At 67.1% G+C, this 25153-nt stretch carries 23 protein-coding genes and 1 pseudogene; 15 read left to right on the top strand and 9 right to left on the bottom strand.

What is annotated here, in order from left to right; translation table 11 throughout:
- Positions 1–124: 124 nt before the first annotated feature.
- The 4 genes from FVE25_RS36515 to FVE25_RS57125 all read right to left on the bottom strand — a co-directional run bounded on the left by FVE25_RS36515 (position 125) and on the right by FVE25_RS57125 (position 2764).
- Positions 125–382, bottom strand: coding sequence for a hypothetical protein (locus FVE25_RS36515; protein WP_157251988.1), 258 nt, complete (start codon positions 380–382; stop codon positions 125–127).
- A gap of 803 nt (positions 383–1185) precedes the next feature.
- Positions 1186–1371 carry a helix-turn-helix domain-containing protein gene (locus tag FVE25_RS36510; RefSeq protein ID WP_157251986.1) on the bottom strand — a complete coding sequence of 62 codons (186 nt, stop codon included), beginning with the start codon at positions 1369–1371 and terminating at the stop codon, positions 1186–1188.
- The gene (locus tag FVE25_RS36505) at positions 1368–1991 is read right to left on the bottom strand and encodes a replication initiator (protein WP_157251984.1); all 624 of its coding nucleotides are present in this window, start codon (positions 1989–1991) and stop codon (positions 1368–1370) included. Before FVE25_RS36505 ends, FVE25_RS36510 begins: the two co-directional genes overlap by 4 nt.
- 203 nt (positions 1992–2194) lie before the next feature.
- Positions 2195–2764, bottom strand: coding sequence for a DUF1643 domain-containing protein (locus FVE25_RS57125; protein ID WP_157251982.1), 570 nt, complete (start codon positions 2762–2764; stop codon positions 2195–2197).
- A gap of 167 nt (positions 2765–2931) precedes the next feature.
- Between FVE25_RS57125 and FVE25_RS57120 the strand changes: the two are divergent.
- Both FVE25_RS57120 and FVE25_RS55590 read left to right on the top strand, forming a co-directional pair.
- Positions 2932–3324 (top strand): annotated as a pseudogene (locus tag FVE25_RS57120) (DNA methyltransferase); the annotation flags it as partial.
- A 459-nt stretch (positions 3325–3783) separates the two neighbouring features.
- The gene (locus FVE25_RS55590; protein WP_246267968.1) at positions 3784–5109 is read left to right on the top strand and encodes a hypothetical protein; all 1326 of its coding nucleotides are present in this window, start codon (positions 3784–3786) and stop codon (positions 5107–5109) included.
- Here FVE25_RS55590 and FVE25_RS36490 read toward each other — a convergent pair.
- The gene (locus tag FVE25_RS36490; protein WP_157251979.1) at positions 5096–6040 is read right to left on the bottom strand and encodes a hypothetical protein; all 945 of its coding nucleotides are present in this window, start codon (positions 6038–6040) and stop codon (positions 5096–5098) included. The two genes, FVE25_RS55590 and FVE25_RS36490, sit on opposite strands and share 14 nt — an antisense overlap.
- Positions 6041–6623: 583 nt before the next feature.
- Positions 6624–6914: a DUF3817 domain-containing protein gene (locus tag FVE25_RS36485; RefSeq protein WP_281367946.1), complete on the bottom strand. Its 291-nt coding sequence runs from the start codon at positions 6912–6914 to the stop codon at positions 6624–6626.
- A 172-nt stretch (positions 6915–7086) separates the two neighbouring features.
- On the opposite strand from FVE25_RS36485, the gene FVE25_RS36480 reads away from it, so the two are divergent.
- The 8 genes from FVE25_RS36480 to FVE25_RS36445 are packed head-to-tail and all read left to right on the top strand — an operon-like array spanning position 7087 to position 16912.
- Positions 7087–7611, top strand: a complete 525-nt coding sequence (locus FVE25_RS36480) for a DUF305 domain-containing protein (protein ID WP_157251977.1) — start codon at positions 7087–7089, stop codon at positions 7609–7611.
- 59 nt (positions 7612–7670) lie between these two features.
- Positions 7671–8378 (top strand): FadR/GntR family transcriptional regulator, encoded by a 708-nt coding sequence (locus FVE25_RS36475; RefSeq protein ID WP_157251975.1) that lies wholly within the window; start codon positions 7671–7673, stop codon positions 8376–8378.
- A 10-nt stretch (positions 8379–8388) separates the two neighbouring features.
- Complete coding sequence (locus tag FVE25_RS36470; RefSeq protein WP_157251974.1) at positions 8389–9630, top strand: ABC transporter substrate-binding protein; 1242 nt, start codon at positions 8389–8391, stop codon at positions 9628–9630.
- Positions 9627–10469, top strand: a complete 843-nt coding sequence (locus FVE25_RS36465) for a carbohydrate ABC transporter permease (RefSeq protein ID WP_246267966.1) — start codon at positions 9627–9629, stop codon at positions 10467–10469. Before FVE25_RS36470 ends, FVE25_RS36465 begins: the two co-directional genes overlap by 4 nt.
- 20 nt (positions 10470–10489) lie before the next feature.
- The gene (locus tag FVE25_RS36460; protein WP_246267963.1) at positions 10490–11275 is read left to right on the top strand and encodes a carbohydrate ABC transporter permease; all 786 of its coding nucleotides are present in this window, start codon (positions 10490–10492) and stop codon (positions 11273–11275) included.
- Positions 11275–14259 (top strand): glycoside hydrolase family 38 N-terminal domain-containing protein, encoded by a 2985-nt coding sequence (locus FVE25_RS36455; protein WP_157251970.1) that lies wholly within the window; start codon positions 11275–11277, stop codon positions 14257–14259. The genes FVE25_RS36460 and FVE25_RS36455 overlap by 1 nt, the downstream gene beginning before the upstream one ends.
- A complete protein-coding gene (locus tag FVE25_RS36450; protein ID WP_157251968.1) occupies positions 14246–15478 on the top strand; it encodes an enolase C-terminal domain-like protein in 1233 nt (410 codons plus the stop codon). Before FVE25_RS36455 ends, FVE25_RS36450 begins: the two co-directional genes overlap by 14 nt.
- A 9-nt stretch (positions 15479–15487) precedes the next feature.
- Positions 15488–16912, top strand: a complete 1425-nt coding sequence (locus FVE25_RS36445) for a S10 family peptidase (protein WP_157251966.1) — start codon at positions 15488–15490, stop codon at positions 16910–16912.
- Here the strand turns inward: FVE25_RS36445 and FVE25_RS36440 are convergent.
- The 3 genes from FVE25_RS36440 to FVE25_RS36430 are packed head-to-tail and all read right to left on the bottom strand — an operon-like array spanning position 16901 to position 19781.
- On the bottom strand, positions 16901–17671 hold the full coding sequence (locus FVE25_RS36440; RefSeq protein ID WP_157251965.1) for an SDR family NAD(P)-dependent oxidoreductase: 771 nt from the start codon (positions 17669–17671) through the stop codon (positions 16901–16903). The two genes, FVE25_RS36445 and FVE25_RS36440, sit on opposite strands and share 12 nt — an antisense overlap.
- On the bottom strand, positions 17668–18678 hold the full coding sequence (locus FVE25_RS36435; protein ID WP_157251963.1) for a DUF4432 family protein: 1011 nt from the start codon (positions 18676–18678) through the stop codon (positions 17668–17670). The genes FVE25_RS36440 and FVE25_RS36435 overlap by 4 nt, the downstream gene beginning before the upstream one ends.
- On the bottom strand, positions 18675–19781 hold the full coding sequence (locus FVE25_RS36430; protein ID WP_157251962.1) for a glycoside hydrolase family 183 protein: 1107 nt from the start codon (positions 19779–19781) through the stop codon (positions 18675–18677). Before FVE25_RS36430 ends, FVE25_RS36435 begins: the two co-directional genes overlap by 4 nt.
- 121 nt (positions 19782–19902) lie before the next feature.
- On the opposite strand from FVE25_RS36430, the gene FVE25_RS36425 reads away from it, so the two are divergent.
- From FVE25_RS36425 to FVE25_RS36405, 5 genes are all read left to right on the top strand, one after another.
- Positions 19903–20127, top strand: coding sequence for a hypothetical protein (locus tag FVE25_RS36425; protein WP_157251960.1), 225 nt, complete (start codon positions 19903–19905; stop codon positions 20125–20127).
- A 297-nt stretch (positions 20128–20424) separates the two neighbouring features.
- Positions 20425–22035, top strand: a complete 1611-nt coding sequence (locus tag FVE25_RS36420) for an ABC-F family ATP-binding cassette domain-containing protein (RefSeq protein ID WP_157251958.1) — start codon at positions 20425–20427, stop codon at positions 22033–22035.
- 78 nt (positions 22036–22113) lie between these two features.
- Complete coding sequence (locus FVE25_RS36415) at positions 22114–22911, top strand: hypothetical protein (protein WP_157251956.1); 798 nt, start codon at positions 22114–22116, stop codon at positions 22909–22911.
- 134 nt (positions 22912–23045) lie between these two features.
- The gene (locus FVE25_RS54035; protein WP_181019829.1) at positions 23046–24482 is read left to right on the top strand and encodes an RNA polymerase sigma factor; all 1437 of its coding nucleotides are present in this window, start codon (positions 23046–23048) and stop codon (positions 24480–24482) included.
- A 5-nt stretch (positions 24483–24487) separates the two neighbouring features.
- Positions 24488–25129, top strand: a complete 642-nt coding sequence (locus FVE25_RS36405; RefSeq protein WP_157251955.1) for a hypothetical protein — start codon at positions 24488–24490, stop codon at positions 25127–25129.
- The last annotated feature ends 24 nt before the right edge of the window (positions 25130–25153 follow it).

The raw sequence follows: 25153 nt of genomic DNA, 5'->3' as shown, positions 1-25153 counted from the left end.
GCCGCCGACTGCACTCCGCATTGGGCTACCGGCCGCCCCAGGAAGTCCTCAACGAACACGATTCATCCCAGATGGCCGCGTAGGCTACGCCCGCAAGCTGGCTGTCCGGAAAACGCTAGGCCCCTCAGTTGAAGTTGCGGGGTTCGATCGGCGTGCCGTACCTCGTGGTGAAGACGAGGCCGCTCGCGTGCCACCTCTTGTCGGCGTCCTCGCGGGTTTGGTCTTGGAACTGTGCGCGGTCCTTCAAGGCGGTGACGCAGAGGCCGATGAGGGGGAGCGAGGTGGACGAGTCCTCTGTCTTGGTGTTGTCGCGATGGAGGAGCTGACCGTGAACGCGGGTGAGTTGGTGACCAATGGTCAGCTCTTCTGCCTTGTAGTCCACGCTGTCCCATGTGAGGCCGAGTACTTCGCCGCGGCGTAGGCCGAGGAGAAGCACCAGGACGTAGGCGGCATACAGGGGCTCTTCGACCGCGCGGAGGTGCTCAAGGAAGCGGCGGGCTTCATCGACGCTCCAGGCTCCACGCTTGCGTTCCTTCTTGGTGAACTTGCTTGGGTTCGGTAGCAGGGTGAGGCTGACGACGTTCTTGGAAATGAGTTCCTCGCGGACGGCATTGGAGAGGGCTGAACGCAGGATGCGGCGGATGCTGGTGAGAGTGCCGCGGGAAGGGGCGTCCGTGCAGCACTCGCCTCTTGCGCAGCATTGTCGTTCGTTCTCCGGGCGTTTGTGATCCTTCTTCTGGGCGCAGCAGGTGCAGAGCGTGGGGAGCTTGTTGAGCCAGGTCTGAACGTCGCGGACGGTGAGCTTGTCGAGTCGGATCTTGCCGATGCCGGGGTTTCATAGAGCCGGACGAGGGCCTCATAGGTGGCGTACGTGGCGGGTTCGAGGTTGGGCTTGATGACTTCCTTGAGCCAGCGCTTGAGATACGTCGTCATGGATTCGTGGTTGGTAGCGACTGGCCCTTTGGCGGCCTGTTCGTGGAGCTTGAGCCACTTGTCGTGGGTTTCCTCGCGGGTCTTGCCGTAGGCCCATTTGCGGGTCTTGTTGCCTTCCGGTGTGGTGACCCAGACGTAGCCGGCCCAGCCGTTCTTGTAGGGGAAGATCGAGCCCTCGTTGTTGGCACGGGTGCGTGGCTTTCGGGGGCGCTTGGGCTCCTCGGGGGTGGCTAGTGGTGTCTTGGTCGGCATTTACGCGGCCTCCTCTCTCAGGCGGGTGATGTAGGCGTCCAAGGCGGATGCGGGGATGCGGCGGCAGCGGCGGGAGACGATGACGGACTCCAGTTCGCCGGAGCGGATGAGGTTGTCGAGGGTCCAGCGGCTGACCTGGAGAAAGGTCATGGCGTCGGGGACGGTGAGCATGGCGTCGCCGGTCATTGCGGACCGCCCGGGATGAGTGCGGCGGCAAGGATGGCGTCGCTTTCGGAGTGGCCGCGGCCGGCGTACTGCCAGTGGGCGACGACATATCCCTCGTGCTTGACGTGGTCCTGGCGGGCGGTGCGGAGGGCGGCGAGGGTGGGGCCGTAGTGGCGGGAGCGGGTGGAGAAGTGGCCGCCGAAGCCGAGCATGTGGGCCCAGTGGGTGAGGTTGAGGTGGGCCAGGTCGTTGTGAGTGCCGAGCTTGAGGCAGGTGGCGATGAGGTGGCGGGCGTGGTCGGGGATGGGGAGTGTGGTCAGGTCTGTGAGGGGTCTGATGCGCTGGTCGAGGACGCCGACGCATTCGGCGGCTTTGGTGGCGTACTTGGCGACGTAGGACGCGGCGTGTTCGGTGACGGGGCGGATGTCGAGTTGGGTGCCCCATTGCAGGGTTCTGCCGGCCGTGGTTGCGGTGATCGCGGTTGCTGCGTCTTGTACGGCTTGTGCCAGGATCTCGGCTGTGGCCCGGGACGGTGGGGGTTGCGTGGGTCCACCGGGGCGGTCGAGGCGGAAGATCGCGTGGAAATGGACGACGCCTCGCCTCTGGTACTCGGCGACAACGATCTCTTGGTCAACACCCACGCCTACGGCACCAAGGCATCAGAGGCCCCGGTCTTCCACCTTCGCTGCATCGAGCCCCACGGCACCACCGCCGTCTACCTCGCCGGCCTCGAACGCATATGGACGGCAGCGAGCCCGGCACCTGGCGTTCCCTGAGCTGCAAGCCAAATATCTCTACGCCTTATCCAGCGACCAACACGACTAGCCTCCAGCGTTCCCACCCCTCAGAAAGCTCGCTCGAACAGGAGGCGACCAGCCTCACTATCTATGCGAGTTGGGGTCATCACCATGCTTAGACGCTCCTCAAAACAGCTTCCGGATACTCTCCGCTTCTCCGGTCCCACATACTGCCGCCAGCGAGATGGGTGGCGTGGCCTACCAGTAACTGTCCACACTTGATCGTGATTCGTCCGGTTGAGCATGTCTCGCAACCATGCTGTCTGCCGCTGGAGCGCAAGACGCGCTTGCCCGCTCATGCCGCCGACTCCCCACGCCAAGATCACCACATCAGCCTGTTGCAGCTTCGGCGAAATCAGTGCTCGGGCCTCGCGCAGCTCCTGATCATCGATCTTGGTCCGGTTCAACGCGAGTGCATCCTTTGTGGGGATGTTGAGCAGATTCGCGACGACCAACTCGTTGCAGCTGACCACCGGGAGTGCTGAGCGAACGTTACGAAACGTGGTCGTACTCTCGAGCGGCCTCAAAGCGGGGTTCAACAGGATGGCGCACAGAGTCCTGCGAGTGTTCAAGGCCCCGAGTTCGTTCCCCGCCAGCACCACCAGTTCACCCGCCATCACTCGCATCAGCCCTTTTGGCCACCTGACTGCCCACCTGTCGTCGCAGCAGCGCACAGCCACCTCGCACGCTTAGGCATCCACAGGCGTCCCCGGAGAGGTCATGTTATCCACAGGGAACCTCGAGTCGGCCACACACCCTCCACGAAGCGTGGATACTTGCGCATGTGCCAGAACAGCAAGTAGCCATCTTTGAGCAGGAGCCGATCTTCAGCACCTCCCCGGAGAGGGTGCAGCGGATCACGCGCAGCGAGGTCCCCGCCAGCACCGCTCTAGAGAGAGGCTTTCCTGCTGGACTCGTGTCGGCCGCCGCTGAACGGGAGTCCTGGCGGAAGGAAGTCCACAGACCAGCTACTCACACGCATAAGTGGTGGGCACAGCGTCTCGGATCAGTCTTCCGAGGAATCCTAGCTTCCGCTATCTCGCACGATAAGACGGACGCTGTTGACTGTTATTCCAACGCACTCCACCTTCCGGGCCTAGTCGTGTGCGATCCATTCGCCGGATCAGGAACGACGCTCGCTGAGGCAGCGAAACTCGGTGCCAGAGTTATTGGGAGAGACATCAATCCCGTAGCAACGCTTGTCCAGCGACAGGCTCTAGCGAAATGGGATAGAGCCGCACTAGAGAGCGCATTCAAGGCTGTCGAGTCGCGCGTTCGGCGAGAAATTGATGAGCTTCATAAAGATAAGCACGGTCGTCCAGTTCTGTACTATTTCTGGGTCACTCTCGCACAATGTCAAGAGTGCCCGCCTGGGGTACCGCCCGTAGAACTATTTAGTCGCTACATCTTCGCCCAGCACGCCTATCCGAAGAGGTTTCCAACCAGCAGGGCGACCTGCCCGAAATGCCATGCTGTAATTGTCGTTAACATCGTCGAAGACAGAGACTTCACCTGCCACTCATGTGGAATAACTTCAAGTATTGATGGGCCAGTAAACCGCGCCACAATGACTTGCCCACAAGGCCATGTCTCTAAGATTCTCGATGCACTAGGTGACAGGCCCCCTGCCCTCAGAATGTATGCCAAGCAGGTCCTGAGCGCAGATGGAACACGCCTCTATGAGCCCATCGACGACTTCGATCGAGAGCTGTACAAGATCGCAGAAGGTAGGCTTGCGGAGCGACGTCAAGAATTGGTTCTTCCTCGCGGAGAACTGGACGATGGTCACAACACACGCCAGGCTACTCGGTGGAATTACCGCTCTTGGGGACAGTTCTTCAACGCTCGCCAGCTGTATAGCCTCGGACTTTTGGGCGCCTCAATCCGGGACCTCTCCCCAAGCCCGGAGCGAGAAGCGCTCGCTGCACTTTTTTCAGGGGTTCTCGAGTTCAACAACCTCTTCTGTAGCTTCAAGGGTGAGGGAACCGGCGCCGTTCGGCACATGTTCTCCCATCATATCCTGAAACCCGAGCGCACTCCTCTTGAGGCACACCCGTGGGGAACTCCGGCTTCATCAGGAGCTTTTTCCACGCTTTACCAGTCGCGTATAATTCGAGCCTTGGAATACAAGCAGCGACCTCACGATCTAATCCCCGATGGCGACGGATCAGACAGACGTTTCGGTTTGTCCGGCCCGCTTGAATTTGATCTAGGGACCGCCGATGAATTCACCTCCGGGGCCGTGGACATCTACGTCAGCCACGGGTCTTCAGCATCATTTGACCTGCCAGACTCCTCGGTAGACCTCGTCATCACGGATCCCCCGTTTATGGACAATGTCCACTACAGCGAACTGGCTGACTTCTTTCATGCGTGGCTTCAGCAGATCAGGCCGTTTGAGGGCTATCCCAATGATATCGACACTACACGCAATTCAGAAGAGGTTCAATCTGCCGATCCCGTCGAGTTTGGTAAGGCCATTGCGTCGGTGTGGAAGGAGTGCTCTCGCCTCCTAAAGGACAGCGGCATTTTGGCTTTTACGTTCCACCAGGCGCGGATCGCGGGCTGGCTGGAACTCGTCAAGGCACTAGAGGCAGCTGGACTCGTAGTGACTGCCGTGCAACCGGTTAAGGCCGAGATGAGCACGAGTACCGTAAAATCAAGCGCCGCCGATCCCTCCAACCTGGACTCGATTGTGGTGTGCCGCCCAGTCGGATATGCCGATCCGGCAGCAAAGAACATCGAACAGGCCGAATTGCGAGCCGTATCCGGGCTACGAGAATGCCAGCAGGCCAACGTTAAGGTCGGCTTCGCTGATGTGGAATCGGTCGTTAGAGGTTCAATTCTCTCGCTCTATACTTCCCCTGCAAACGAAATACCGCTGGATGCCTTGGCGACGGCAGCCGATGGAGCTGTTTCGCGAGCTGCCGCTGCTCTGGAGATCCGCTCTAATCGAACGTGAGCGTTTCCGATTCGATCATCAATGATCCCATGTTAACTACGAAACGCCCTCGGGGAGTCGTCTCTTCCGTCCGGTTCTTCGGTTGCGGGAAAGGATCCACCGCGGGTTCCTCCAGAGCAGGGTGCAGTGCGCTGAGCCGATAGCAGTGAAAGGTTTCCGCCACATCGGGCAGGCGCGTTGTCCGAACGATCTCACGCACCAGAGTAATGGGCTGTTCCATCGCGAGGTCATCCCGCTCGCTGATCAAAGTCGCTGCATTGAGCATCCATGACCAGCCGAGAGGGTTGGAGAAGACCAACATAGGGCGCTGACGATCCAGGCCGTCGCCATACGTGCCGAGATCGATCGCCTTTTTGCGCCTACCAGTGACCTTATCGTAGAGCTCTACATCCTTATTGAGAGCCGCGCCCGCGACAAGGGCGAGGGAATGCACGAACACGTCACCTGGAGACAGGGCTTTCTCTAATACCACAAAGAGGTAGAAGCCTGGAATTCTGATCTCTTTGCCTCTGTTCGTATAGACGCGGATGGTAGCGCAGGGAGGGGTCGTGTTGTAGTCCATCCCCGAGCCTCTGGCTGACGTGCGATTCGCGGTCAAATTAACCTTCTTCACCTCAAGCCCGAAGATCGCCCGAGTGTCGTAATCAGCACCACCCTGTGTCAGGAGGTCATATTCTTCCGGACGCGCGATCACCACATCAGGACTGACCAGTGGCTTGTGTGCCGAGACGACGAGGGAGTCCGCCGGCAGTCGATCCTTGAGGATCTCTGCTACGTGGCGGTCGAACGGGTCGTCTTGGGTATTCCCCTTGCCAGCGAGAGAGAATGGGACGGGTGCACCGGTGGTGTCGAAGAACTCTTGGGCAAGGATCGCGAACACGCTTGCGGGCAGGTCTGCTGGGCGCAGCCGCTCAGTCGAGTCGAAGGTCATCGTGCACGAATACCACAGATCACTCCCGCCACAGGATCAAGTGATCATTCCGTGAAGTTCGCCCAAGATTCATCGGATTATCTACGGTTGGACGACGCTGCGCACTCCAATACCTCCGCCCACGCACAGCCCCTCACGTTGCGCTTTGATCTGCCGCGCCGCTTCCGGCACTCGGGCCTGACGACCCTGCGCTCCGGGTCGGCTTGCCACCGGATGACGTGGTGACCGTGGGCAGCGGTTGCGCGGGACATATGCGGGATGATCAAGCTCGCCATACGAGATCATCGCCTTGTTTCGGCAGGTCGGGGCTGGTTCCGAACTACTTCGCCCACGCTCTTCTGAAGCGGGTGCTTTCGAACTCTGCGGACTGGCTCGGTTGCTGCCGTGACGATCTCTGACTTCGGTTCCCGCTGTTGGTGGCTGGGGCGATCGGCTGCCGCATGGGTCTGGGGTTCGAATCCCCAAGGCGGCTCCCAGGTCAAAGGCCCTCGCGAAGATCGCGGGGGCCTTTTCCGGTTGCAGTTCCCATGGGCTTCGGGTGGGTGGTGGTCACGCTGTCTTGGAGGGCTTGGGTGGAGGCTCTCTATGCTTCGGTGGGTTGGGTGCTGGCCATGCGGCGTTCGAACCAGATCGAGGTGAACGGTGGCACCGCGCAGGCCAGGCCGAGGAGCACCGTTCCGCGGCTCCAGCCGGCTTCGCGGGCGGAGAGGAGTACCGCGGCCGCGTACAGCACGAACAGCGCGCCGTGGATGGGGCCGAAGATCTTGACGCCCAGTTCGCCGGTCTCGGTTATGTACTTGAAGAACATGCCGACCAGCAGCCCTGCCCACGAGCAGGCTTCGGCTACCGCCACAAGTCGAAACCAGCGCAGCACTATGCACCCTTTCGCCAGATTTGCGGACACTCTACAGGCTGTAGAGCGCAACCTGGCCGCCGGGTCGGCCGCGGAGGGAGGGGTATTCGTGGCTTAAGAGAGGGTTAAGCGGAATTAAGGGCCTATGTCAGGTCTCGACGCGGAAGCCGTAACGTGTCACTCTCGGGACGACATGAAAAGAGCATTTGCCCTGGGGCTCCTGCTACTCGCGGCAGCCTGTGCCGCCCCGGAGACCGCCCCGCCGGTCAACTCCGAAGACGTCATGTTCCTGCAGATGATGATTCCGCATCACCAGCAGGGCATCGAGATCGTCAAACAGGCGCGTGGCAAGACCGTCCCGGATCAGCTCAAGACGCTGGCGGCGGCCATCGAGACGACCCAGGGTGACGAGGTCAAGAAGATGATGGGCTGGTTACGGTCATGGGACCAGCCGACCGTGGCTCCCACCAGTGCGCACGCCGGTCACGGCGGCATGCCGGAGACCGATCGCGAGAAGATCGGCCGCCTCGCCAGGTCCAAGGACTTTCCCCGGGACTTCCTCAACCTGCTCATCGCTCACCAGGACGATGCCGTCCAGATGGCCAGGATCGAGACGATGAACGGCATCAATCCGGAAGTCAAGGCGTGGGCCGACCAGGTCGGCAAGTCCCGTGAGGCGCAGATCGATCAGATGATGTCCCTGCTCAAGACGGCCTGACGCGCACTCGGTAAATGCCCGTAGACGGACCGTGCCCCAAGGTGATTAGATGACTTGATATGTCACCCGAAGTCACCCGTCCTACCCTGTCCGACGCGCTGACCGAGCGCATGCTGGAGCTCATCCGCACCGGCGACCATCGCCCGGGTGACAGGCTGCCCTCGACCAGGGAGCTGTCCCAGCGTTTCGCCGTCACCACCCCGACGTTGCGCGAGGCGCTGCGCAGGCTCGAGGCCACCGGCGCGATCGAGATGCGCCACGGCTCCGGCATCTACGTCGGCCCGGCCATCGAGCGTGTCGTGCTCCCGAACCCCAACATGCGCGAGATGCGCGCCACCCAGCTCCTGGAGCTGCTGGGCGCGAGGATCGTCATCGAGCCCCCGCTGGCGGCCATGGCCGCGGAACGTGCCACCCCCACCGGCAGGGCGGAGCTGCGCCGCCTGCTCAGCGAGGCGGCACAGCACCTGCGCGGCGAGGACGCCGAGCTGCACGAGGCCAACATGACCTTTCACCGGGTGACCGCCCGGCTGGCCGGCAACGGCGTCCTGCACGAGGTCGTCGACTCCCTGCTCACCGTGCACGCCAACGAACAGCGGGAGATACTGGCGATTTTCGATGACCGGCGGCGTGACTACGACGAGCACCTGGAGATCCTCGAGGCGATCGAGGCAGGTGACCCCCAGGCCGCCGAGCGGCTGATGAAAGCCCATCTCGTGGACGTGAAGAACGTCATCGAGACGAGGCTGCACCAACCCCCCTTTGAGTAAGGAGTCCGGCATGCGCACCCTGGCCGCGCTCGGATTGACCATGACACTCGCACTGGCCGCCTGCGGCGACGACGCCGCGGCACCGGAACAGAAGAAGAGCGAGTTGTCGCTCTACAACGACAAGGGCGCGTGGAGCAAGTACTTCCAGGACATGGGCGCCCTGTCCAAGCAGCAGATCAGCCTGTCGATGAAGCCGGTGGGCTACACCGATTCCGCGCAGTACCAGGCGTTCATCAAAGCCTCGTTCCGCACGGACGTGAAGCCGGATCTGTTCACGTGGCAGACCGGGGGGATGCTCGAGGAGATCGTCAAGCAGAAGCAGGTCGCCGACACCACCGCCGTCTGGCAGGAGGCGATCAAGGCGGGCGACCTCCCGCAGGATCTGGCGCCCTATTACACGATCGGCGGCAAGCAGTACTGCGTCCCGCTCAACGTCGCCTACTGGGGCATGTTCTACAACAAGCCGGTCTTCGACCAGCACAAGATCAAGCCTCCGGTCACGTGGGACGAGCTGATCCAGGCCGCCGACAAGCTGAAGAAGGCGGGGGTCACGCCCTTCTACCACACCAGCGTCTTGTTCTCCTTCGTCTGGTTCGAGCAGCTCATGGCGGGGATGGACCCGGATCTCTACGACCGCCTGTCCACCGGCAAGGCCAAGTACACCGACCCGGGCGTGGTCGCGGTGATGGACAAGTGGAAGCAGCTCCTCGACGCCGGATATTTCGTGAATGCGGGTGATAAGACCGATCCGGCGGACCTGCTCAAGACCGGCAAGACCGCCATGGTCTCCTTCGGCACGTTCTTCACCACCAGCATGACCACCCGCGCCATGGTCTCCGGCAAGGACTACGGCTTCTTCGTCATCCCCAACGTCAACGCGAGCCTGCCCAAGACCTCGGTCATCTTCGAGAGCGGCCCCCTCTGCGCACTCCAGAAGTCCCCGCAGGAGTCGATGCAGTATCTCAAGTGGTGGACGACGGCGAGCGCCCAGGAGAAGTGGGCCGCCAGCCGGGGTGACGTCAGCGCCAACCCCAAGGTCACGGTCAAGGACGCGGCGCTCGACGCGATCACCAAGGACGCGGGCAGCGGCAAGTACCGCCTGGTCAACCGCTACTTCGAGGCGACGCCGCCGCCGATCCTGACGGCCGCGCTCGACGGCTTCGGCAAGTTCGTCTCCGACCCGAGCACCGGCAAGGAGGTGCTGGAGACGATCCAGAAGGCCGCCGACGAGTACTGGAGCACGCACCAGTGAGAAGCGCCCCCATCCTCGGGCGGTTCAGGTACGGCTACGTGGCCCCGGCGGTCCTCCTGGTCGCCGGGCTGCTGTACGCGCCTTTCCTGTGGACGGCCTACCTCAGCCTGACCAGCTACGACGGCCTGGCCGACCCCGAGTTCACCGGCCTGCGCAACTTCGCCAGGCTCTTCGCGGACCCGGCGCTGCTCACCTCGACGCGCAACACGCTGCTCTGGGTGGCCGGCACGATGGTGCTGCCGGTCGGCCTGGGCCTGCTGGTGGCGGTGCTGTCCTACGACATCAAGGGGGGCGCGTGGTTCCGGGTCCCGTTCATGCTCCCGTACGCGCTCAGCGGCGCCGGGCTCGGCATGGTGTGGAGCCCGATCCTGTCCCATGACGGCATCGCCAACCTGCTGCTCGGCACCGACACCGCGTACATGCAGGTGGCGCCGTACAACACGGTCGCGATGCTGCTGGTGTGGACGTGGCAGCAGCTCGGCGTCAACACGCTGCTGTTCGTGGTGGGCCTGCAGTCGATCCCGAAGGCCCCGATCGAGGCCGCGCGGCTGGACGGCGCCTCCGGCTGGTCGTTGTTCCGGTACGTGATCTGGCCGTTGATGCGCCCGCTGACCGCGGTCGTGGTCGGGCTGGCGCTGGTGGCGAGCCTGAAGACGTTCGACATCGTCTGGGTGATGACCCAGGGCGGGCCGGGCCGCAACTCCGAGACGCTGGCGGTGATGATGTATCGCGAGACGTTCGTGGCCACCAAGTACGGCTACGGCTCGGCCACCGCGGTGCTGCTGACCGTGGTCGCGGGACTGGCCTCCTGGTGGTATCTGAGGAGGCAGGTGCGATGATCCGCCGCACAGTTCTCGTCGTGTTGGGTCTGATCTGGCTTGGCCCGACCTACCTGCTCCTGGTCAACGCCTCTCGTCCGGCGGACGCCTATGACCCGGCGAAGGCGTGGGTGCCGTCGCTGGACTTCTCCCTGTTCGCCAACGTGGCCGCCGCCATGGAGAAGGCGGATCTCACCAGCAGCCTGGCCAGCACCGCGCTGTACGCCGTCGTCTCGCCGCTGCTCGGCGTGCTCGTCGGCGCCATGGCGGGGTACGCGATCGTGGTGCTCAGGCTCCGCCACGGTTTCTTCTGGTTCATGCTCATCTTCGGCGGCACGATCTTCCCGTCGCAGATGCTGCTGGTGCCGCTGTTCATCGGCTACAGCGACACCGGCCTCTACGACGACCGCCTCGGCATGCTGCTGCTCTACACGGCGATCAACGTGCCCCTGGCCGCGTTCGTGCTGCGCAACTTCTACTCCGGCGTGGCGTTCTCCATCTTCGAGGCCGCCCGCATGGACGGCGCCTCGACGCTGCGCATCTTCTTCCGCATCTACCTGCCGCTGTCGGTGAGCGCGCTGGCGGCGGTGTTCATCCTCGAGTTCACCTTCATCTGGAACGACCTGATCTTCGGCCTGGTGCTGACGCAGACCGCGACGGTGCGGCCGGTCATGGTCGCGTTGTCCGGCCTGATCACCGACGTCTACGCCGGGACCCCGGTCCCCGTGGGCCTGGCCGTGGGCCTGATGGTCTCGCTGCCGACGGTCGTGTTGTTCCTGGCCACTCAGCGCCTCTTCGCCAGGGGCCTTTCTCTAGGGAGTGTGTGATGACGAGCCGGTTGCTGCAGCGGAGCCTGGGCTCCCCGGACTACGACGGGATCAGGCAGGCTCTGCGGCACGACACCTCGATCCCGGTGATCAGCGTGCGCGGCTTGGAGGTACGGCTGGCCGTACTGCCGTTGTTCACCCATGACGGACGGCAGGCGGTGAGGGTGTCGTGCACCGGATTGATCGGCTCCGATCTGGAGATCTCCCTGAAGGACGTCGATTCCCAGACCGGCACCGACGTCACCCTGCTGGTGCCGGAGGTCCACGAGCCGCGGACGTTCACGCTGGAGGTGCGTGACGCCGAGGGGGTGATCGGGACCGCCGAGGTCACGGTGACGCCGCAGCGCAAGTGGAGCGTGTTCGTCGTGCACCACTCGCATCTGGACATCGGCTACACCGACCCGCAGGGCACGGTCCTGCGCCATCATCTGGAGTACCTCGACGCGGCGGTACGGCTGGCCGGCGAGACCGCCTCGTGGCCGGACGACGCGAGGTTCCGCTGGACGGTCGAGTCCTCGATGCCGGCGGCGAAGTGGCTCGCGGCCCGCCCCAAGGAGCAGGTGGAGCGTTTCAACCAGGCGGCGCGCGAGGGGATCATCGAGGTCACCGCGTTCCCGGTTCAGCTGCACACCGAGGCGTGCTCGACCGAGGAGCTGTACCGGCAGCTTCGCCAGGTCTTCGACTTCCCGGTGCGCTCGGCGATGCACACCGACGTGCCCGGCGCGGTGGTCGGGCTGGTGGACGCGTTGAACGCGGCCGGGGTGCTCTATCTGGCCGCGGCGCACAACTGGGCCGGCCGCTCGGTGCCTTATCTGCACGGCGGCGACAAGCTGACCAGGCCGTTCTGGTGGCAGGCGCCGTCGGGCAGGCGGGTGCTGGTCTGGTTCACCGACACCCCGCACGGCATGGCGTACATGGAGGGCAACACGGTCGGGCTGACCGACTCCTACGAGCTCGCCGACGACCTGCTGCCCCGCTACCTGTCGGCGCTGGCCACGCGCGGCTACCCGTACGGGCCGGGCACGTTCGGCTGGCAAGGGCCTGACGCGCCGCGCGAGCCGTACGAGCTGGACGTTCTGCACCTGCGGGTGCAGGGCGCGCACGCGGACAACGCGGGGCCGTCGATCGTGCCGGCGTCGATCGCGCGGCGCTGGAACGAGCAGTGGGCCTGGCCGAGGCTGCGCTCGGCGGTCAACAGCGACTTCTTCGAGCACGTGGAGGAGCGGTACGGCGATCGGCTGGCCGTACACGAAGGCGACTGGACCGACTGGTGGGCCGACGGGCTGGGCTCGGGCGCGCGTCCGCTGGGTTATGTACGGCGGGCGCAGTCGTCGCTCAGGGCGGCCGAGACCCTGCACACGCTGGCCGGGGTGGACGCCACCGAGCAGATCTCGGCCGCCTACGACAAGGTGGCGCTGTTCAACGAGCACACCTGGGGTGCGGCCAACCCGTGGGAGGACGCCGAGGAGGCGGGTGACTCGGGCGGGTTGCAGTGGACGAGGAAGTCGGCCGGCGCCTACGACGCCCAGGACGACGCGGCGGATCTGCTGCACGCGGGCATCCGCCGGTTCGGCGCGACGCTCGGTGATCAGGATGCGCCCGCGTTCGCGGTCTTCAACCCGGGCACGCACGCCAGGACCGACGTGGTGAAGGCGTTCCTGCCGCGTGACATCGTGCCGATCGAGCGGCCGATCGCGCTGAGGGACGCGCGCACCGGCGCGATCCTGCCGCACCACGAGGAGGTGGTGCATCCGGACGACTGGCCGACGCGGCCGATCGGGCGCCACCTGCGGGCGGTCGTGCCGGACGTTCCCGGGTACGGCTATGCCCGGGTCGAGGTGGTGCCGGCCGGGACGCAGGCGCCGGAGCCGGTCGAGCTGGGGCCGGAGCCGGTGATCGAGAACGAGTTCTACCGGGTGGCCTATGACCTGCGCGAGGGGTACATCCGGTCGATCTTCGACAAGGTGGCCGGGCGGGAGCTGGTCAACGCCGATGCGGCGGCCGGGTTCGGGCAGTACGTGTATGACCGCTATGCCACCGCCCCGCATTTCAACCACATGTCGGGACATGTGGGGGCGCATGACCGCACACTCCTCGGCGACCGGGCCATCGCGAGGAACGCCGCCCTCGTCAAGGCCGAGCGGACCGCCGTGGGCGAGAAACTGGTCGTGGAGCTGCAGGGCAAGGGCGTGGACTGGCTGCGCACCACGATCGAGCTGCACCGGGGCGTGCCCCGCCTCGACCTCACCTACCAGCTGGCCAAGCAGGGCACCCCGGCCAAGGAAGCCGTCTTCCTGGCCTTCCCGTTCGCCGCGGGCGCCCCGGCGGCCTGGGAGCTGACCGGCGGCGTCGGCGGGCCGGGGGTGCCGAGGGTGCCGGGGTCGGCGGAGTACATGCTGCCGATCCGGCACTGGATCGGCTACGAGGACCCGGAGCTGACCATCGCCTGGGCCACGCTGGAGGCCCCGCTGGTGCAGCTCGGGACCATCCACATGCCCTACGCGCCGTTCCCGCCGACCCTGGAGGACGAGCCGGGGACCGTGTACTCGTGGGCGCTCAACAACATCTGGGACACCAATTTCCCGGCCCAGCAGCAGGGCGAGACCACGTTCCGGTACGCGGTCACCTCCGCGGCCGGGGTCGAGGCCAGGCGGCTGGGCGCGCGGGCCGCGGCAGGGCTGACCGAGCCGTTCATCGGGATTCTGGGCGGCGGCTCCGCCGTACGGGACTATGTGCGGGTGGATCATCCCGACGTGCTGGTGACCTCGCTGGGCCGCTCGGAGGACGGCCTGGTGGTGCGCCTGCAGTCGCTCGCGCCCGAGCCGGTGGAGGTCCGGGTGACGGTGCCCGGACTGCGTGCGGCCCGGGTCAGCCCGGGGTTGCGCACCGGCCTGGTGCCGGGTGAGGTTGACGGAGAGTCGGTCAAGGTCGTGCTGCCCGCGTGCGGGGTGGCGGCCGTTTGGGGGACCCTTGAAGATCGTTGACATCCGGGCGACCACGGTCGCCGTGCCGCTGGAGGCACCGCTGCGGCACAGCAACGGCGCCCACTGGGGGCGCTTCATCCGCACGATCGTCGAGGTCGAGGCGGACAACGGGCTCGTCGGGCTGGGGGAGATGGGCGGCGGCGGCGAGAGCGCCGAGGCGGCCTTCAAGGCGCTGGTGCCCTACTTGGCCGGGCACGATCCCTTCCAGCTCGAAGCGCTGCGGTTCAAGATCGCCAATCCGACGGCCTCGCTCTACAACAACCGCACCCAGCTCCTGGCGGCCATCGAGTTCGCCTGTCTCGACCTGGTCGGGCAGCACCTCGGGGTCCCGGTGCACGACCTGCTCGGCGGGCGGTTGCGTGACGAGGTGCCCTTCGCCTCGTACCTGTTCTTCCGCTACGCCGGAGAGGGGCAGGAAGAGATCAGGACGCCCGGGCAACTGGTCGAGCACGCGCGGGAGCTGAAGCGGGCGCACGGGTTCACCGTGCACAAGCTCAAGGGCGGGGTCTTCCCGCCGGACTACGAGCTGGAGTGCTACCAGGCGCTGGCCGCCGCCTTCCCCGGCGACCGGCTGCGCTACGACCCGAACGCCGTGCTGTCGCTGGGGGAGGGGCTGCGGTTCGGCCGGGCCATCGAAGGGCTGAACAACGACTACCTGGAGGATCCGGTCTTCGGTCTGGAGGGCCTGCGGCTGGTGCGCGAGCAGGTCCGGGTGCCGGTGGCCACCAACACCGTGGTGGTCAACTTCGAGCAGCTCGCCTCGAACGTGCTGCGGCGCAGCGCGGACGTGGTGCTCCTGGACACCACGTTCTGGGGCGGCATCCGGCCGTGCGTGAAGGCGGCGGGGGTGTGCGAGACGTTCCAGCTCGGGGTGGCGGTGCACTCCTCGGGCGAGCTCGGCATCCAGCTGGCGACGATGCTGCACCTCGGGGCCGTGCTGCCGAACCTCACCTACGCGGCCGACGCCCACTACCACCAGGTGCGCGACGACGTCATCGAGGGCGGCAAGCTGGGCTACTCGGGCGGGGCGATCGCGGTGCCGTCGGGTCCGGGGCTCGGGGTGCGGCTGGACAAGGAGAAGGTCGAGCGGTACGCCGAGTTCTACCGGGAGGTGGGCGGCTACCCCTACGACCGGGATCCGGGACGGCCGGACTGGTACGCCCGGGTGCCGAATGAGCGCTTCGCCGACCCCGCCATTTCAGTTCAAGTCCGGACATAATCTCTTCCCATGACGAACGACACTCCCGCCGACAACCTCGTCACCACCTGGCACGCCCTTCCCTCGGGCCAGCCGTACACCACCAAGGCCGGAACGATGGTGCTGCGGGAGGAGACGTTCACCGACGGAGCCTTCGACGGGCACAAGGCCAAGGCCGAGATGTTCGTCACCGCCTACACGCTCGACGGCGCCGACCCCCTGACCCGGCCGGTCACCTTCGCCTTCAACGGCGGCCCCGGCTCGTCGAGCGTCTGGCTCCACCTCGGCGTGCTCGGCCCCCGCCGCGTGGTCATGGGTGACGCGGGCGCGCTCCTGCCTCCGCCGTACGGCCTGGCCGACAACGCCGAGACGTTGCTCAACGACAGCGACCTGGTCTTCATCGACCCGGTCTCCACCGGCTACTCGCGGGCGGCGGAGGGGGAGAAGCCCGACGCCTACCACGGCTTCACCGGTGACGTGGAGTCCGTCGGGGAGATCATCCGGCTCTGGACCACCCGCAACGGGCGGTGGATGTCGCCCAAGTTCCTGGCCGGCGAGTCCTACGGCACGCTCCGGGCCGCCGCGCTCGCCGACCACCTGCAGACCCGCTACGGCATGTACCTCAACGGGCTCATGCTGATCTCCTCGGTGCTCGACTTCATCACCGGCGACTTCAACCCGGGCAACGACCTGGCCTACGCCCTCTACCTGCCGACCTACGCCGCCATCGCCCACCACCACGGGCTGCACGGCGACCGGCCGCTGGCCGAGGTGCTGCGCGAGGCCGAGGAGTACGCCGGGCGCGACTACCTGTGGGCGCTGGCCAGGGGCAACCGGCTGACCGCCGAGGAGCGTGCCGCGGCCGTGGCCAAGGTCGCCGCGCTCACCGGCCTCAGCGAGGAGTACGTGGACCAGGTGGACCTGCGCCTGGAGCACATCCGGTTCTTCACCGAGCTGCTGCGCTCGCGCCGCCAGATCGTCGGCCGCCTCGACGGCCGCTTCACCGGCTGGGACGCCGACAGCGGGCGCGAGCAGTTCGAGCGCGACCCCAGCATGAGCGCGATCGTCGGCCCCTACAGCGCCGCGCTCAACCACTACCTGCGCGCCGAGCTCGGCTTCACCAGCGACCTGCCCTACGAGATCCTCACCGGCCGGGTCCACCCCTGGTCGTACAAGGAGTTCGAGGGCGCGCACGTGCACGTCACCAGCAAGCTGAGCGCGGCCATGCGCGACAACCACCACCTGCGCGTGCACGTGGCCTGCGGCTACCACGACGGCGCCACGCCGTACTTCGCCGCCGAGCACACCTTCGCCCAGCTGCGCATCCCGAAGGAGCTGGCCGGCAACGTCGAGTTCAAGTACTACGAGGCCGGTCACATGATGTACGTGCACGAGCCGAGCCGCCTGCGGCAGTCGGCGGACCTGGCCGCGTTCGTCAGGAGGTCACTCCGGTAGCGCCACCGGGACGCCGGCCAGCAGGCCGCCGTCCACGCGGTGCTCGGAGCCGGTGACGAACGAGGCCCGCTCACCGGCCAGGAACGCCACCAGCTCGGCCACCTCCGCCGGTCTGGCCACCCGGCCGAGGGGGTGGGAGCGGCCCCACTCGGCCACCGTCTCCTCCTGGGTGCGCTCGCCCCGCCAGAGGTCGGCGGCCCCGCGCAGCATCGGCGTGTCCACCGAGCCGGGGCAGACGACGTTGGCGCGGATGCCGTCGGCGGCGTGGTCGAGCGCCATCGAGCGGGTCAGCCCCAGCAGCGCGGCCTTGCTGGCGGCGTAGGCGGCCACCTTCGTCTGGGAGGCGAACGACTGCACCGAGGCCACCACCACGATCGAGCCGCCGCCCCTCGCCCGCATGTGTGGGACGGCGGCCTGGCAGGCCAGGTAGACGCCCTTGACGTTGACGTCCATGACCTCGTCCCAGGTCTCCTCGGGCGTGTCCTCGACCGTGCCGTAGCGCTGGATTCCGGCGCAGGTGACGAGGACGTCCAGGCCGCCGTACCGGGAGACGGCCAGCTCGGCCAGCTCGCGCATCCGGGCGCCGTCGCGCACGTCCGCCTCCACTCCCGTGACCCGCTCGCCGTCCACCGGCACGCCCGTGCCGACGCCGCAGAACACCACCGAGGCGCCGCCGGCGGCCAGCCGCTCCACGACCGCCCCGCCGATGCCGGCCGACCCGCCGGTCACCATGGCCACCTTGCCCTCGAAGTCACTCATGCCAGCACCTCCGCGCGCCATCTCAGCACCTTGCTCTCGTACGGCTCCAGCGTCAGCGCCGTCCCGTTGGCCACGGCGGCCGCCAGCCCGTCGGTCGGCATGCCGGCGAACGGTTCCAGCCCCAGCACATAGGCTCGCCCCCACCACGGGTACGCGGTGGAGGCGCCGAACTCCTGCCACATCCACAGGTACGGCAGGAGCGTGGCATCCCAGTGGATCCGCACACCGATTTCCCCCGAAATTTCATACCACCCTTCGGGAAAGCCCGTGATGTACACCACGTCGCTCGGCGCGCCTTGGGGTGGCACCATGCTGAGATCCGTCGTGCCGCCGTCGTCGGCGGGCACCACCGGCCACTCCCACGGCCCGCCCGCCCTGACCCGCCGCCCGGCGTCGTTGATCGGACTGTGGTGCGGCACCACCCTGACGCCCTCCGGCAGCCTGATCCGGTGCCCCGGCTTGAGGAACGGCCGGCCGTACACCAGATGCTGCCCCCACATCGCGTGCAGCGGCAGGCCGCTGTCGTTGCTCGCGCGTCCCTCCACCTCCAGCGCGGGTGTCCCGGCCGCGAGCGTGAGCGTCCTTTCCAGCCGGTACGGCAGGCGCCGGGTGCGCACGCTCAGCCGTACCGACACCAGCTCGGGGGAGTCGGCGACCACCTCGCACTCCCACGGCAGCCCGGCCACCTCCCCGTGCTGGGCCAGCCGGGCGCCGCGGTACGCGCTGGGGGTGCCGCCGCTGGGGAAGATCTCCTGCCACCCGCCCTCGTAGTGGTCGACGAACCGGGCCACGTCGTCGGCGGCGCCGTGGAGATGGTGTGCCGGGTTGCGCAGGCCCTGCGGGGAGAGCCAGACGAAATCGGTGTCGGTGGGCTTGTACAGAAATTCCACGACATCGCCGCCCTTGCCGGGCAGGACGGTGACGCGGAGAACCTCGTTCTCCAGCGTCACCGCCGCCATGCCGTCGAGCGTGAACCGGCGCAGCCGGGCAGCCCAGTTACGCCTCACCCGAACCTCACGTCGATGAACCTCGGGCGGTAGATCGACACGTCGCGGTAGTGGTCGGTGTTCTCGAAGCTGTTGACGTTGTAGGAGACGACCAGGCCGTCGCCGGCCACGCCGGGATGGGCGTGGGCGTTGTAGGTGAAGATGTTCCCGCTGGTCTCGGGTGTCGTGTACAGCACCTGCTTGCCGGTGAACGGGCCGGACGGGGAGCAGGAGGAGTACGCCACGATCTTGGCGCTCAGCGGCTCGGTGGTGTCGTGGGTGATCAGCACGTACCCGTCGCCGACACGGGTCACGCTGTACTCGTTGGCGACGCCGTCCATCAGGCGGGCCGAGTCCTTCTCGTTCCAGGACCAGGTGCCACCGGCGGTGAGGAACTCCCAGCGCCCCAGCAGGCTCTGCCCGCGGACCCTGGCCAGATGCATGTACTTGGTGGCGTCCTTGTCCTCCACGCCGTAGACGTAGGTGTACCGCCCGTCCTTGAGAATGCCCGAGGCCCAGGCCACGCCGTTGCCCGAGGGCAGGTCGCGCACGCGGATCGGCCGTTCCAGGCGGCCCTGCGGGAAGGCAGCCACCACGTTGCGGTGCCACCGCCAGTCCCACTGGCCGGGCCCGAACTTCTCGTACTCCTGGTAGGTCACCTCCACCAGCCCACCGGCCAGCGTGGCGTCCCCGGCCCAGAACCAGTGCTGCTTGTCGCGGGGCGGCATGATCGCCTTCGGCCGGCGGGGCGTGCCGCCGGTGATGGTCCGCAGCCGGCCGTCGCGCTCCAGGGCGAACGTGTTGTTGAGGAACACGGTCGTCCCGCCCTCCTCAACCACCGGCGGGCGGCTGCCGTCGGCGTTGACCTGGCCGAGGAAGGTGTCGGAGAAGACCCAGAGCTCCTTGCCACTGGGCAGGCGGACCGAGTACGTGCCGTCGGCACCGGTCCAGTCGTCGAAGCGGGAGTTGTCGTTGCCGTAGTTGGTGAACAGGCTGGTCAGCCGGGAGTTGACCGAAGACCCTTGGAACTCGGGGGCACAGGCGGCCGTGCCTGCCGCCATGGCCTGCTGGGGCAGGAGGAACGCGAGAAGGAGCGGGACGATGGCCAGACGCAGTCGTTTCATCACACATCCAGGGGGGAGGAGGTGAGCTGGGTACAGTTCTAGTCATCAAATGACTTACTGTCTACCCCTCCGATAACGGTTGACCCGTTCTGATCATGGAGCGGCACGTACACTCGGACCCATGACCGCTGCTTCGGACTATGAGGACTTGCACCGGTTGGTCGACGAACTGACACCAGACCAGGTGCGGGTCGCGCACGCGCAAGTCCTCAGTCTGGTCCGGTCTCAGACGGAAGCCGATGACAGTGACCTTCCCTCGTGGTTCGGCCGCTACCGAGCGGGTCGTACGGATGCCGCTCAGGCCACGGAAGAAATCCTTCGCGAAGGGTACGGGCAAGAACATTGATGGGGAGACCTGGCGCGGATCGCGGCGCTGGTGGAGCGCTATAGCGACCTCCCGCTCGGTGCCGCCGACGCCTCGGTCGTGGCTGTGGCCGAGCGCTTCCACATCGCCGACGTGCTCACACTGGACACGAGGGATTTCTCTGTCGTCCGCCCGTCTCACGTGCCGGCGCTCACTCTTTTGCCTGGCTTCTGAGGCTCCGCTAGCGGCGGTGTGGCTGGGCGTATGGGCTGAAAAACGGAATGCCTCCCGGCTGGAGCGGCATGTAGCCTGCGCGAGAGCCTAGGGAGGGGAATCGTCGTGGGACACGTCGAGGTCGGACACCTGACGTACGTGCTGCCGGACGGGCGGCCGTTGCTGAACGATGTGTCCTTCAGGATCGGGGACGGTGTCAAGGCCGCGCTGGTCGGGCCCAACGGGGCGGGGAAGACCACGCTCATGCGCTTGATCGCGGGGGATGCGCAGCCGGTCGAGGGCAGTGTGGCCAGTTCCGGTGGGCTGGGCGTGATGCGGCAGTTCGTCGGGAGCGTGCGCGACGGGTCCAGTGTGCATGATCTGCTGCTCAGCGTGGCGCCTCCGGCGGTGCGGGAGGCGGCGGCGCGGCTGGAGAAGGCCGAGCTGGCCATGATGGAGCGCGAGGACGAGAAGACGCAGCTGCGGTATGCCCAGGCGATTACCGACTACACCGATGCCGGTGGTTATGACATCGAGGTGCTCTGGGACACGTGTACGGTGGCCGCGCTCGGCATGCCGTACGACAGCGTGAAATATCGTGATGTGGCCACCTTGTCCGGTGGCGAGCAGAAGCGGCTGGTGCTTGAAGCGCTCCTGCGCGGGCCGGATCAGACGCTGCTGCTGGACGAGCCGGACAACTACCTGGACGTCCCGGGCAAGGAGTGGCTGGAGCGGCAGCTTCGGGAAACGCCCAAGACGGTGCTGCTGGTCAGCCACGACCGGCAGTTGCTGGCCAACGCGGCCGACCGCATCGTGACCGTCGAGTCCGGAAATATCTGGATCCATGGCGGAAGTTTCGCCACCTACGCCGACGCCCGGCGGGCCCGCAACGAGCGGCTCGAAGAGCTGCGGCGGCGCTGGGACGAGGAGCACGCCAAGCTCAAGGCCCTGGTCATCATGCTCAAGAACAAGGCGCGCTACAACGACGGCATGGCCCCCGCCTACCACGCGGCGCAGACGCGGCTGCGCAGGTTCGAGGAGGCCGGGCCGCCGGAGCAGACGCCCAGCGAGCAGAACATCCGCATGCGGCTCAAGGGCGGGCGCACCGGAAAGCGCGCGGTCATCTGCGAGGAGCTCGAGCTGACCGGGCTGATGAAGCCCTTCTCCACCGAGATCTGGTACGGCGAGCGGGTCGCGGTCCTCGGCTCCAACGGGTCCGGCAAGTCGCACTTCCTGCGCCTGATCTCCGGCGAGGACGTGCGCCACACCGGCGGGGCCAGGCTCGGCGCCCGCGTCGTGCCCGGGTTGTTCGCCCAGACCCACGCCCGGCCCGACCTGCACGGCCGCAGCTCGGTCGAGATCGTCATGACCGAGCACGCCAGGCTCAAGAACGAGGCCATGAAGATCCTGGCCCGCTACGAGCTGGCCGGGCTCATCGCCGACCAGCGGTTCGAGACGCTCTCCGGCGGGCAGCAGGCGCGGCTGCAGATCCTGCTGCTGGAGTTGTCCGGCGCCACATTGCTGCTGCTCGACGAGCCGACCGACAACCTGGACCTGGCCAGCGCGGAAGCGCTCCAGGTGGGCCTGGACGCCTTCGACGGCACGGTCCTGGCGGTCACCCACGACCGCTGGTTCGCCGCCGACTTCGACCGCTACCTGGTCTTCGGCGCCGACGGGAGCGTGTACGAGGCCGCGGAACCGGTCTGGGACGAGACGCGGGTCGTACGTCCTCGATAAGGGGCCCTTCTTAAAGAATGGGTAGGTCCTGCGCGTGTCCCGCGCATGACCTACCCATGCACCGGCTATCACGGCAAAGTGATCCTGCGTAGCCGAACCGTCACTGTCCTCGCACTCGGCGCGATCTTCTTGACCGGGTGCTCAACCGAAGCGGAGCCGACCCAGCTCAAGCCGCTCACGCTCAAGGAGCAGGTCTCGACCACCGTCAAGACCGCCTCGGGCTACGCCGTGGCCTGGGCCGGCGTGCTCACCAACGCCAACCCGTGGCACTTCGGCGAGCACGTGGTGGCCACGGTGGTGGGCCGCGACGCCGCGGGCGCCGAGGTCGTGCGGATGGATCAGCCGCTGGACGCCGTCCCGCCGGGCGGGTCGCTGCCCTTCTCCGGGCAGGCGAGCGCGTCGGAGAAGCCGGCCAAGGTGACGATCGAGTACCGTCCGGCCCAGTGGCGGCCGGCGGCCCGGATCGCCTCGGCCTTCCGGCAGTTCCCGGTCTCGGGCGTGCAGACGCTCAAGCAGAAGGACGGCTCCTACCTGATCACCGGGTATGTGGACAATCCCTACTCGCTGCCCGCGAGCAGCCTGGTCGTGAACGCGCTGCTGCGCGATGCGGCGGGCAAGCTGGTCGGCGGTGGATACGCGTTCGTGGACGACGTGCGGGCGGGCGAGCCGCCGCGCTTCATCCTCACGGTCGAGGGCCTGCCCGAGGGGGCGCGGGTGGCCAGGACCGAGGTCGTCGCCCGCACCTGGGGTTCGACCGGCCGGCCGTACGAGGAACTGGCGCTTGGCGGCGCGGTGCCGGTGCACACGGTGCTGCCCACGACCGAGCCGTTCGCCGTGGACCGGGGCCGGACCGTGCTGCCGGGCGACAAGCCCTGACCGATTTACGATAAATATTACTCACGCCCCAGATGTCAAAACTCTCGGGAATATCGGAAATGATCCAGGGGCCTTTCTGTCATTAGCGCTGAATCGGTAGAACTGCTAGTTACCAATCCATTACCTTCGGCTACATGAATGACCGCCTGCTGGTCGAGGCCCTCCGTGCCGACGACCCGGGTGCTCTGGCCGCGCTCTACGACACGTACGCCGAGGGCATCTACCAATACTGCTGGTCCCTTCTTCTCAGCTCCGACAGCGCGCAGGTGGCGCTTCGCGACACGCTTATCGCCGCGGAAGCGCACATCTTCGCGCTGGCCGAGCCGGAACGGCTGCGCCCCTGGCTGTACGCGCTGGCCCGCGGCGCCTGCGCGGTCCGCCGGCTGTCGGCCCCGCCCGACGCCTCCCCGGCGCCGACCGAGGCGCCGGAGCCCGCCGACCCGGGCGACGCGGACCTGCGGATCATGGCGTGGAACGCCACGCACAGCCTGCCCGCCGGCGACCGCGAGCTGCTGGAGCTGAGCACCCGCCACGAACTGCCCACCGCCGACCTCGCCGTCATCCTCGGCCTCGCGCCCCGGCAGGTCGAACTGGCCGAGGAGGCCGCCCGCGAGCGGCTGCGCGAGGCCGTGACCGCGGAGTTCCTGGCCAGGAAGGGCCCCTACGACTGCCCGCGCCGCGCCCGCATCCTGACGGGCTTCGCCGGCGAGCTCACCGTCGAGATGCGCCGGCACCTCGTCAGGCACGTCGCCCACTGCGAGCTGTGCGCGCCGCACCACACCCGGGCGATCTCGGCCGCGAAGGTCTTCGAACTGCTGCCCGCCGCCCCCTTGCCGGAATCGCTGCGGGTCCGGGTGATGAGCTGCTTCGTCGATCCCGAACTCGTGCCCTACCGCCGCTACGTCGCCCGGCGCGCCGGCATCCTGGACGCCGCCGGCTTTCCCCGCCCGGGGGAGAAGAAGGGCGGTAAGCGCCATCGTGCGCTGGCTGGCGCGCTGGCGGCCGTGGTCACAGTGATCGCCATCGGGATCGTCTTCTACCAGTTCGGCACCGGGAGCGGTGACCTGTCCGGCCTGGCCACCAGCGCCTTCCCCGCCACCGGGGAGCCACCCGGCATCAGACTCCCCTGGGCCCCCGACCCGCAGGACACCACGATCCGGGTCGAACCCATCCCCGACAACGCCACCACCCGCCCGATCCAGGGGATCGCCGCGACCGACCTCCCGGCCGTGACGCCACCCGTCACCGCCCCGCCCGCGACCCGCACCCCTTCCTCACCCGCTCCGTCCCCCTCCCGGACCACCCGCTCTCCGACCTCATCCGCCGCGCCCACCCCTGCCCCGTCATCGCCCGGTGGCGCCGAGCCGGGCATCCCCGGCGGCGGCCAGGCCACCCGCGACCCCCATGGCCGCCCCACCCGGGACCCTCAAGGCCGCCCCACCCGCACCCCCTGCCCCACGACCCCGCCCCCGGCCACCCCCAGCCCGGTGACGCCGAGCGCCAGCCCGGAACCCACCCCGCCCCGAACCGCCGACACGCCGCCCGCCGCCCCAGACCCGTCCGCGAGCTGAGCCAGGTGGAGGCGTTCGAGCTGCGCGGGTGCCGCGTCTGCCCGCTGCCCGTGCGCGACGACCTGCTCGCCCTGGTCGACAAGGGCCACCGCATCGCCTGGCCCACCTGGCTCGACACCGGCCCTCGCATGCAGCGCGACCTGCTCGAACTGTGCCGGTTGCGCACCGCCCGCGGCCTGGCCGTCCTGTCCTGGCTGGCCGGCGGCCAGCCGCCCGCCGAGCTCGACTGGCTGTGGACCTCCCGCCGCCTCACCGGCTCACGTCAGGAGCGCATGTACGGCGCGGCCGCCACCGTCCCCGACGCCGTGCTCGGCCTCGTCCTGGCCAACTGGACCTGGGCACTCGACACCGGCCACGGCGGCCGGGTCACCGCCCCCTACCTGGCCGGAACCGCCTACCCCGGCGACGGCCACCTCGCCGCCGCCGCCACGATGACCCTCTACCAGACCTACGCCCGGCACCAGGAGTCACGCCCGGCCATCGCCGCCGCCTGGGCCGCCGCCCGGGTCGGGGCCGACTGGTGTAAAGCCGCCGAACTTCACGCTGCGTACGGAAGCCAGACACCTGTCTTCACCTACCCCCGTGCTGCGACACCTCCCCCCATTGGTGTCCGGCCCTGGATAGAACGCCTGTTTCGCCTGCGATGACTACGTTGCGTGTGGTTCATGTGT

It is taken from the genome of Nonomuraea typhae (assembly GCF_009760925.1).
Classification (GTDB): domain Bacteria; phylum Actinomycetota; class Actinomycetes; order Streptosporangiales; family Streptosporangiaceae; genus Nonomuraea; species Nonomuraea typhae.
Note: the sequence above shows the minus strand (reverse complement) of the source record. Positions and strands in the feature narration are given on the sequence as shown.

What these genes read in the sequence shown, in the direction of transcription:
- FVE25_RS36490 (WP_157251979.1), bottom strand. Translation starts at nt 6,040, where the DNA reads ATGACCTTCGACTCGACTGAGCGGCTGCGCCCAGCAGACCTGCCCGCA.
- FVE25_RS36430 (WP_157251962.1), bottom strand. Translation starts at nt 19,781, where the DNA reads ATGAAACGACTGCGTCTGGCCATCGTCCCGCTCCTTCTCGCGTTCCTC.
- FVE25_RS36510 (WP_157251986.1), bottom strand. Translation starts at nt 1,371, where the DNA reads ATGACCGGCGACGCCATGCTCACCGTCCCCGACGCCATGACCTTTCTC.
- FVE25_RS36455 (WP_157251970.1), top strand. Translation starts at nt 11,275, where the DNA reads ATGACGAGCCGGTTGCTGCAGCGGAGCCTGGGCTCCCCGGACTACGAC.
- FVE25_RS36480 (WP_157251977.1), top strand. Translation starts at nt 7,087, where the DNA reads ATGAAAAGAGCATTTGCCCTGGGGCTCCTGCTACTCGCGGCAGCCTGT.
- FVE25_RS36425 (WP_157251960.1), top strand. Translation starts at nt 19,903, where the DNA reads ATGACCGCTGCTTCGGACTATGAGGACTTGCACCGGTTGGTCGACGAA.
- FVE25_RS36470 (WP_157251974.1), top strand. Translation starts at nt 8,389, where the DNA reads ATGCGCACCCTGGCCGCGCTCGGATTGACCATGACACTCGCACTGGCC.
- FVE25_RS55590 (WP_246267968.1), top strand. Translation starts at nt 3,784, where the DNA reads ATGTATGCCAAGCAGGTCCTGAGCGCAGATGGAACACGCCTCTATGAG.
- FVE25_RS57125 (WP_157251982.1), bottom strand. Translation starts at nt 2,764, where the DNA reads ATGGCGGGTGAACTGGTGGTGCTGGCGGGGAACGAACTCGGGGCCTTG.
- FVE25_RS36440 (WP_157251965.1), bottom strand. Translation starts at nt 17,671, where the DNA reads ATGAGTGACTTCGAGGGCAAGGTGGCCATGGTGACCGGCGGGTCGGCC.
- FVE25_RS54035 (WP_181019829.1), top strand. Translation starts at nt 23,046, where the DNA reads ATGAATGACCGCCTGCTGGTCGAGGCCCTCCGTGCCGACGACCCGGGT.
- FVE25_RS36445 (WP_157251966.1), top strand. Translation starts at nt 15,488, where the DNA reads ATGACGAACGACACTCCCGCCGACAACCTCGTCACCACCTGGCACGCC.
- FVE25_RS36475 (WP_157251975.1), top strand. Translation starts at nt 7,671, where the DNA reads ATGTCACCCGAAGTCACCCGTCCTACCCTGTCCGACGCGCTGACCGAG.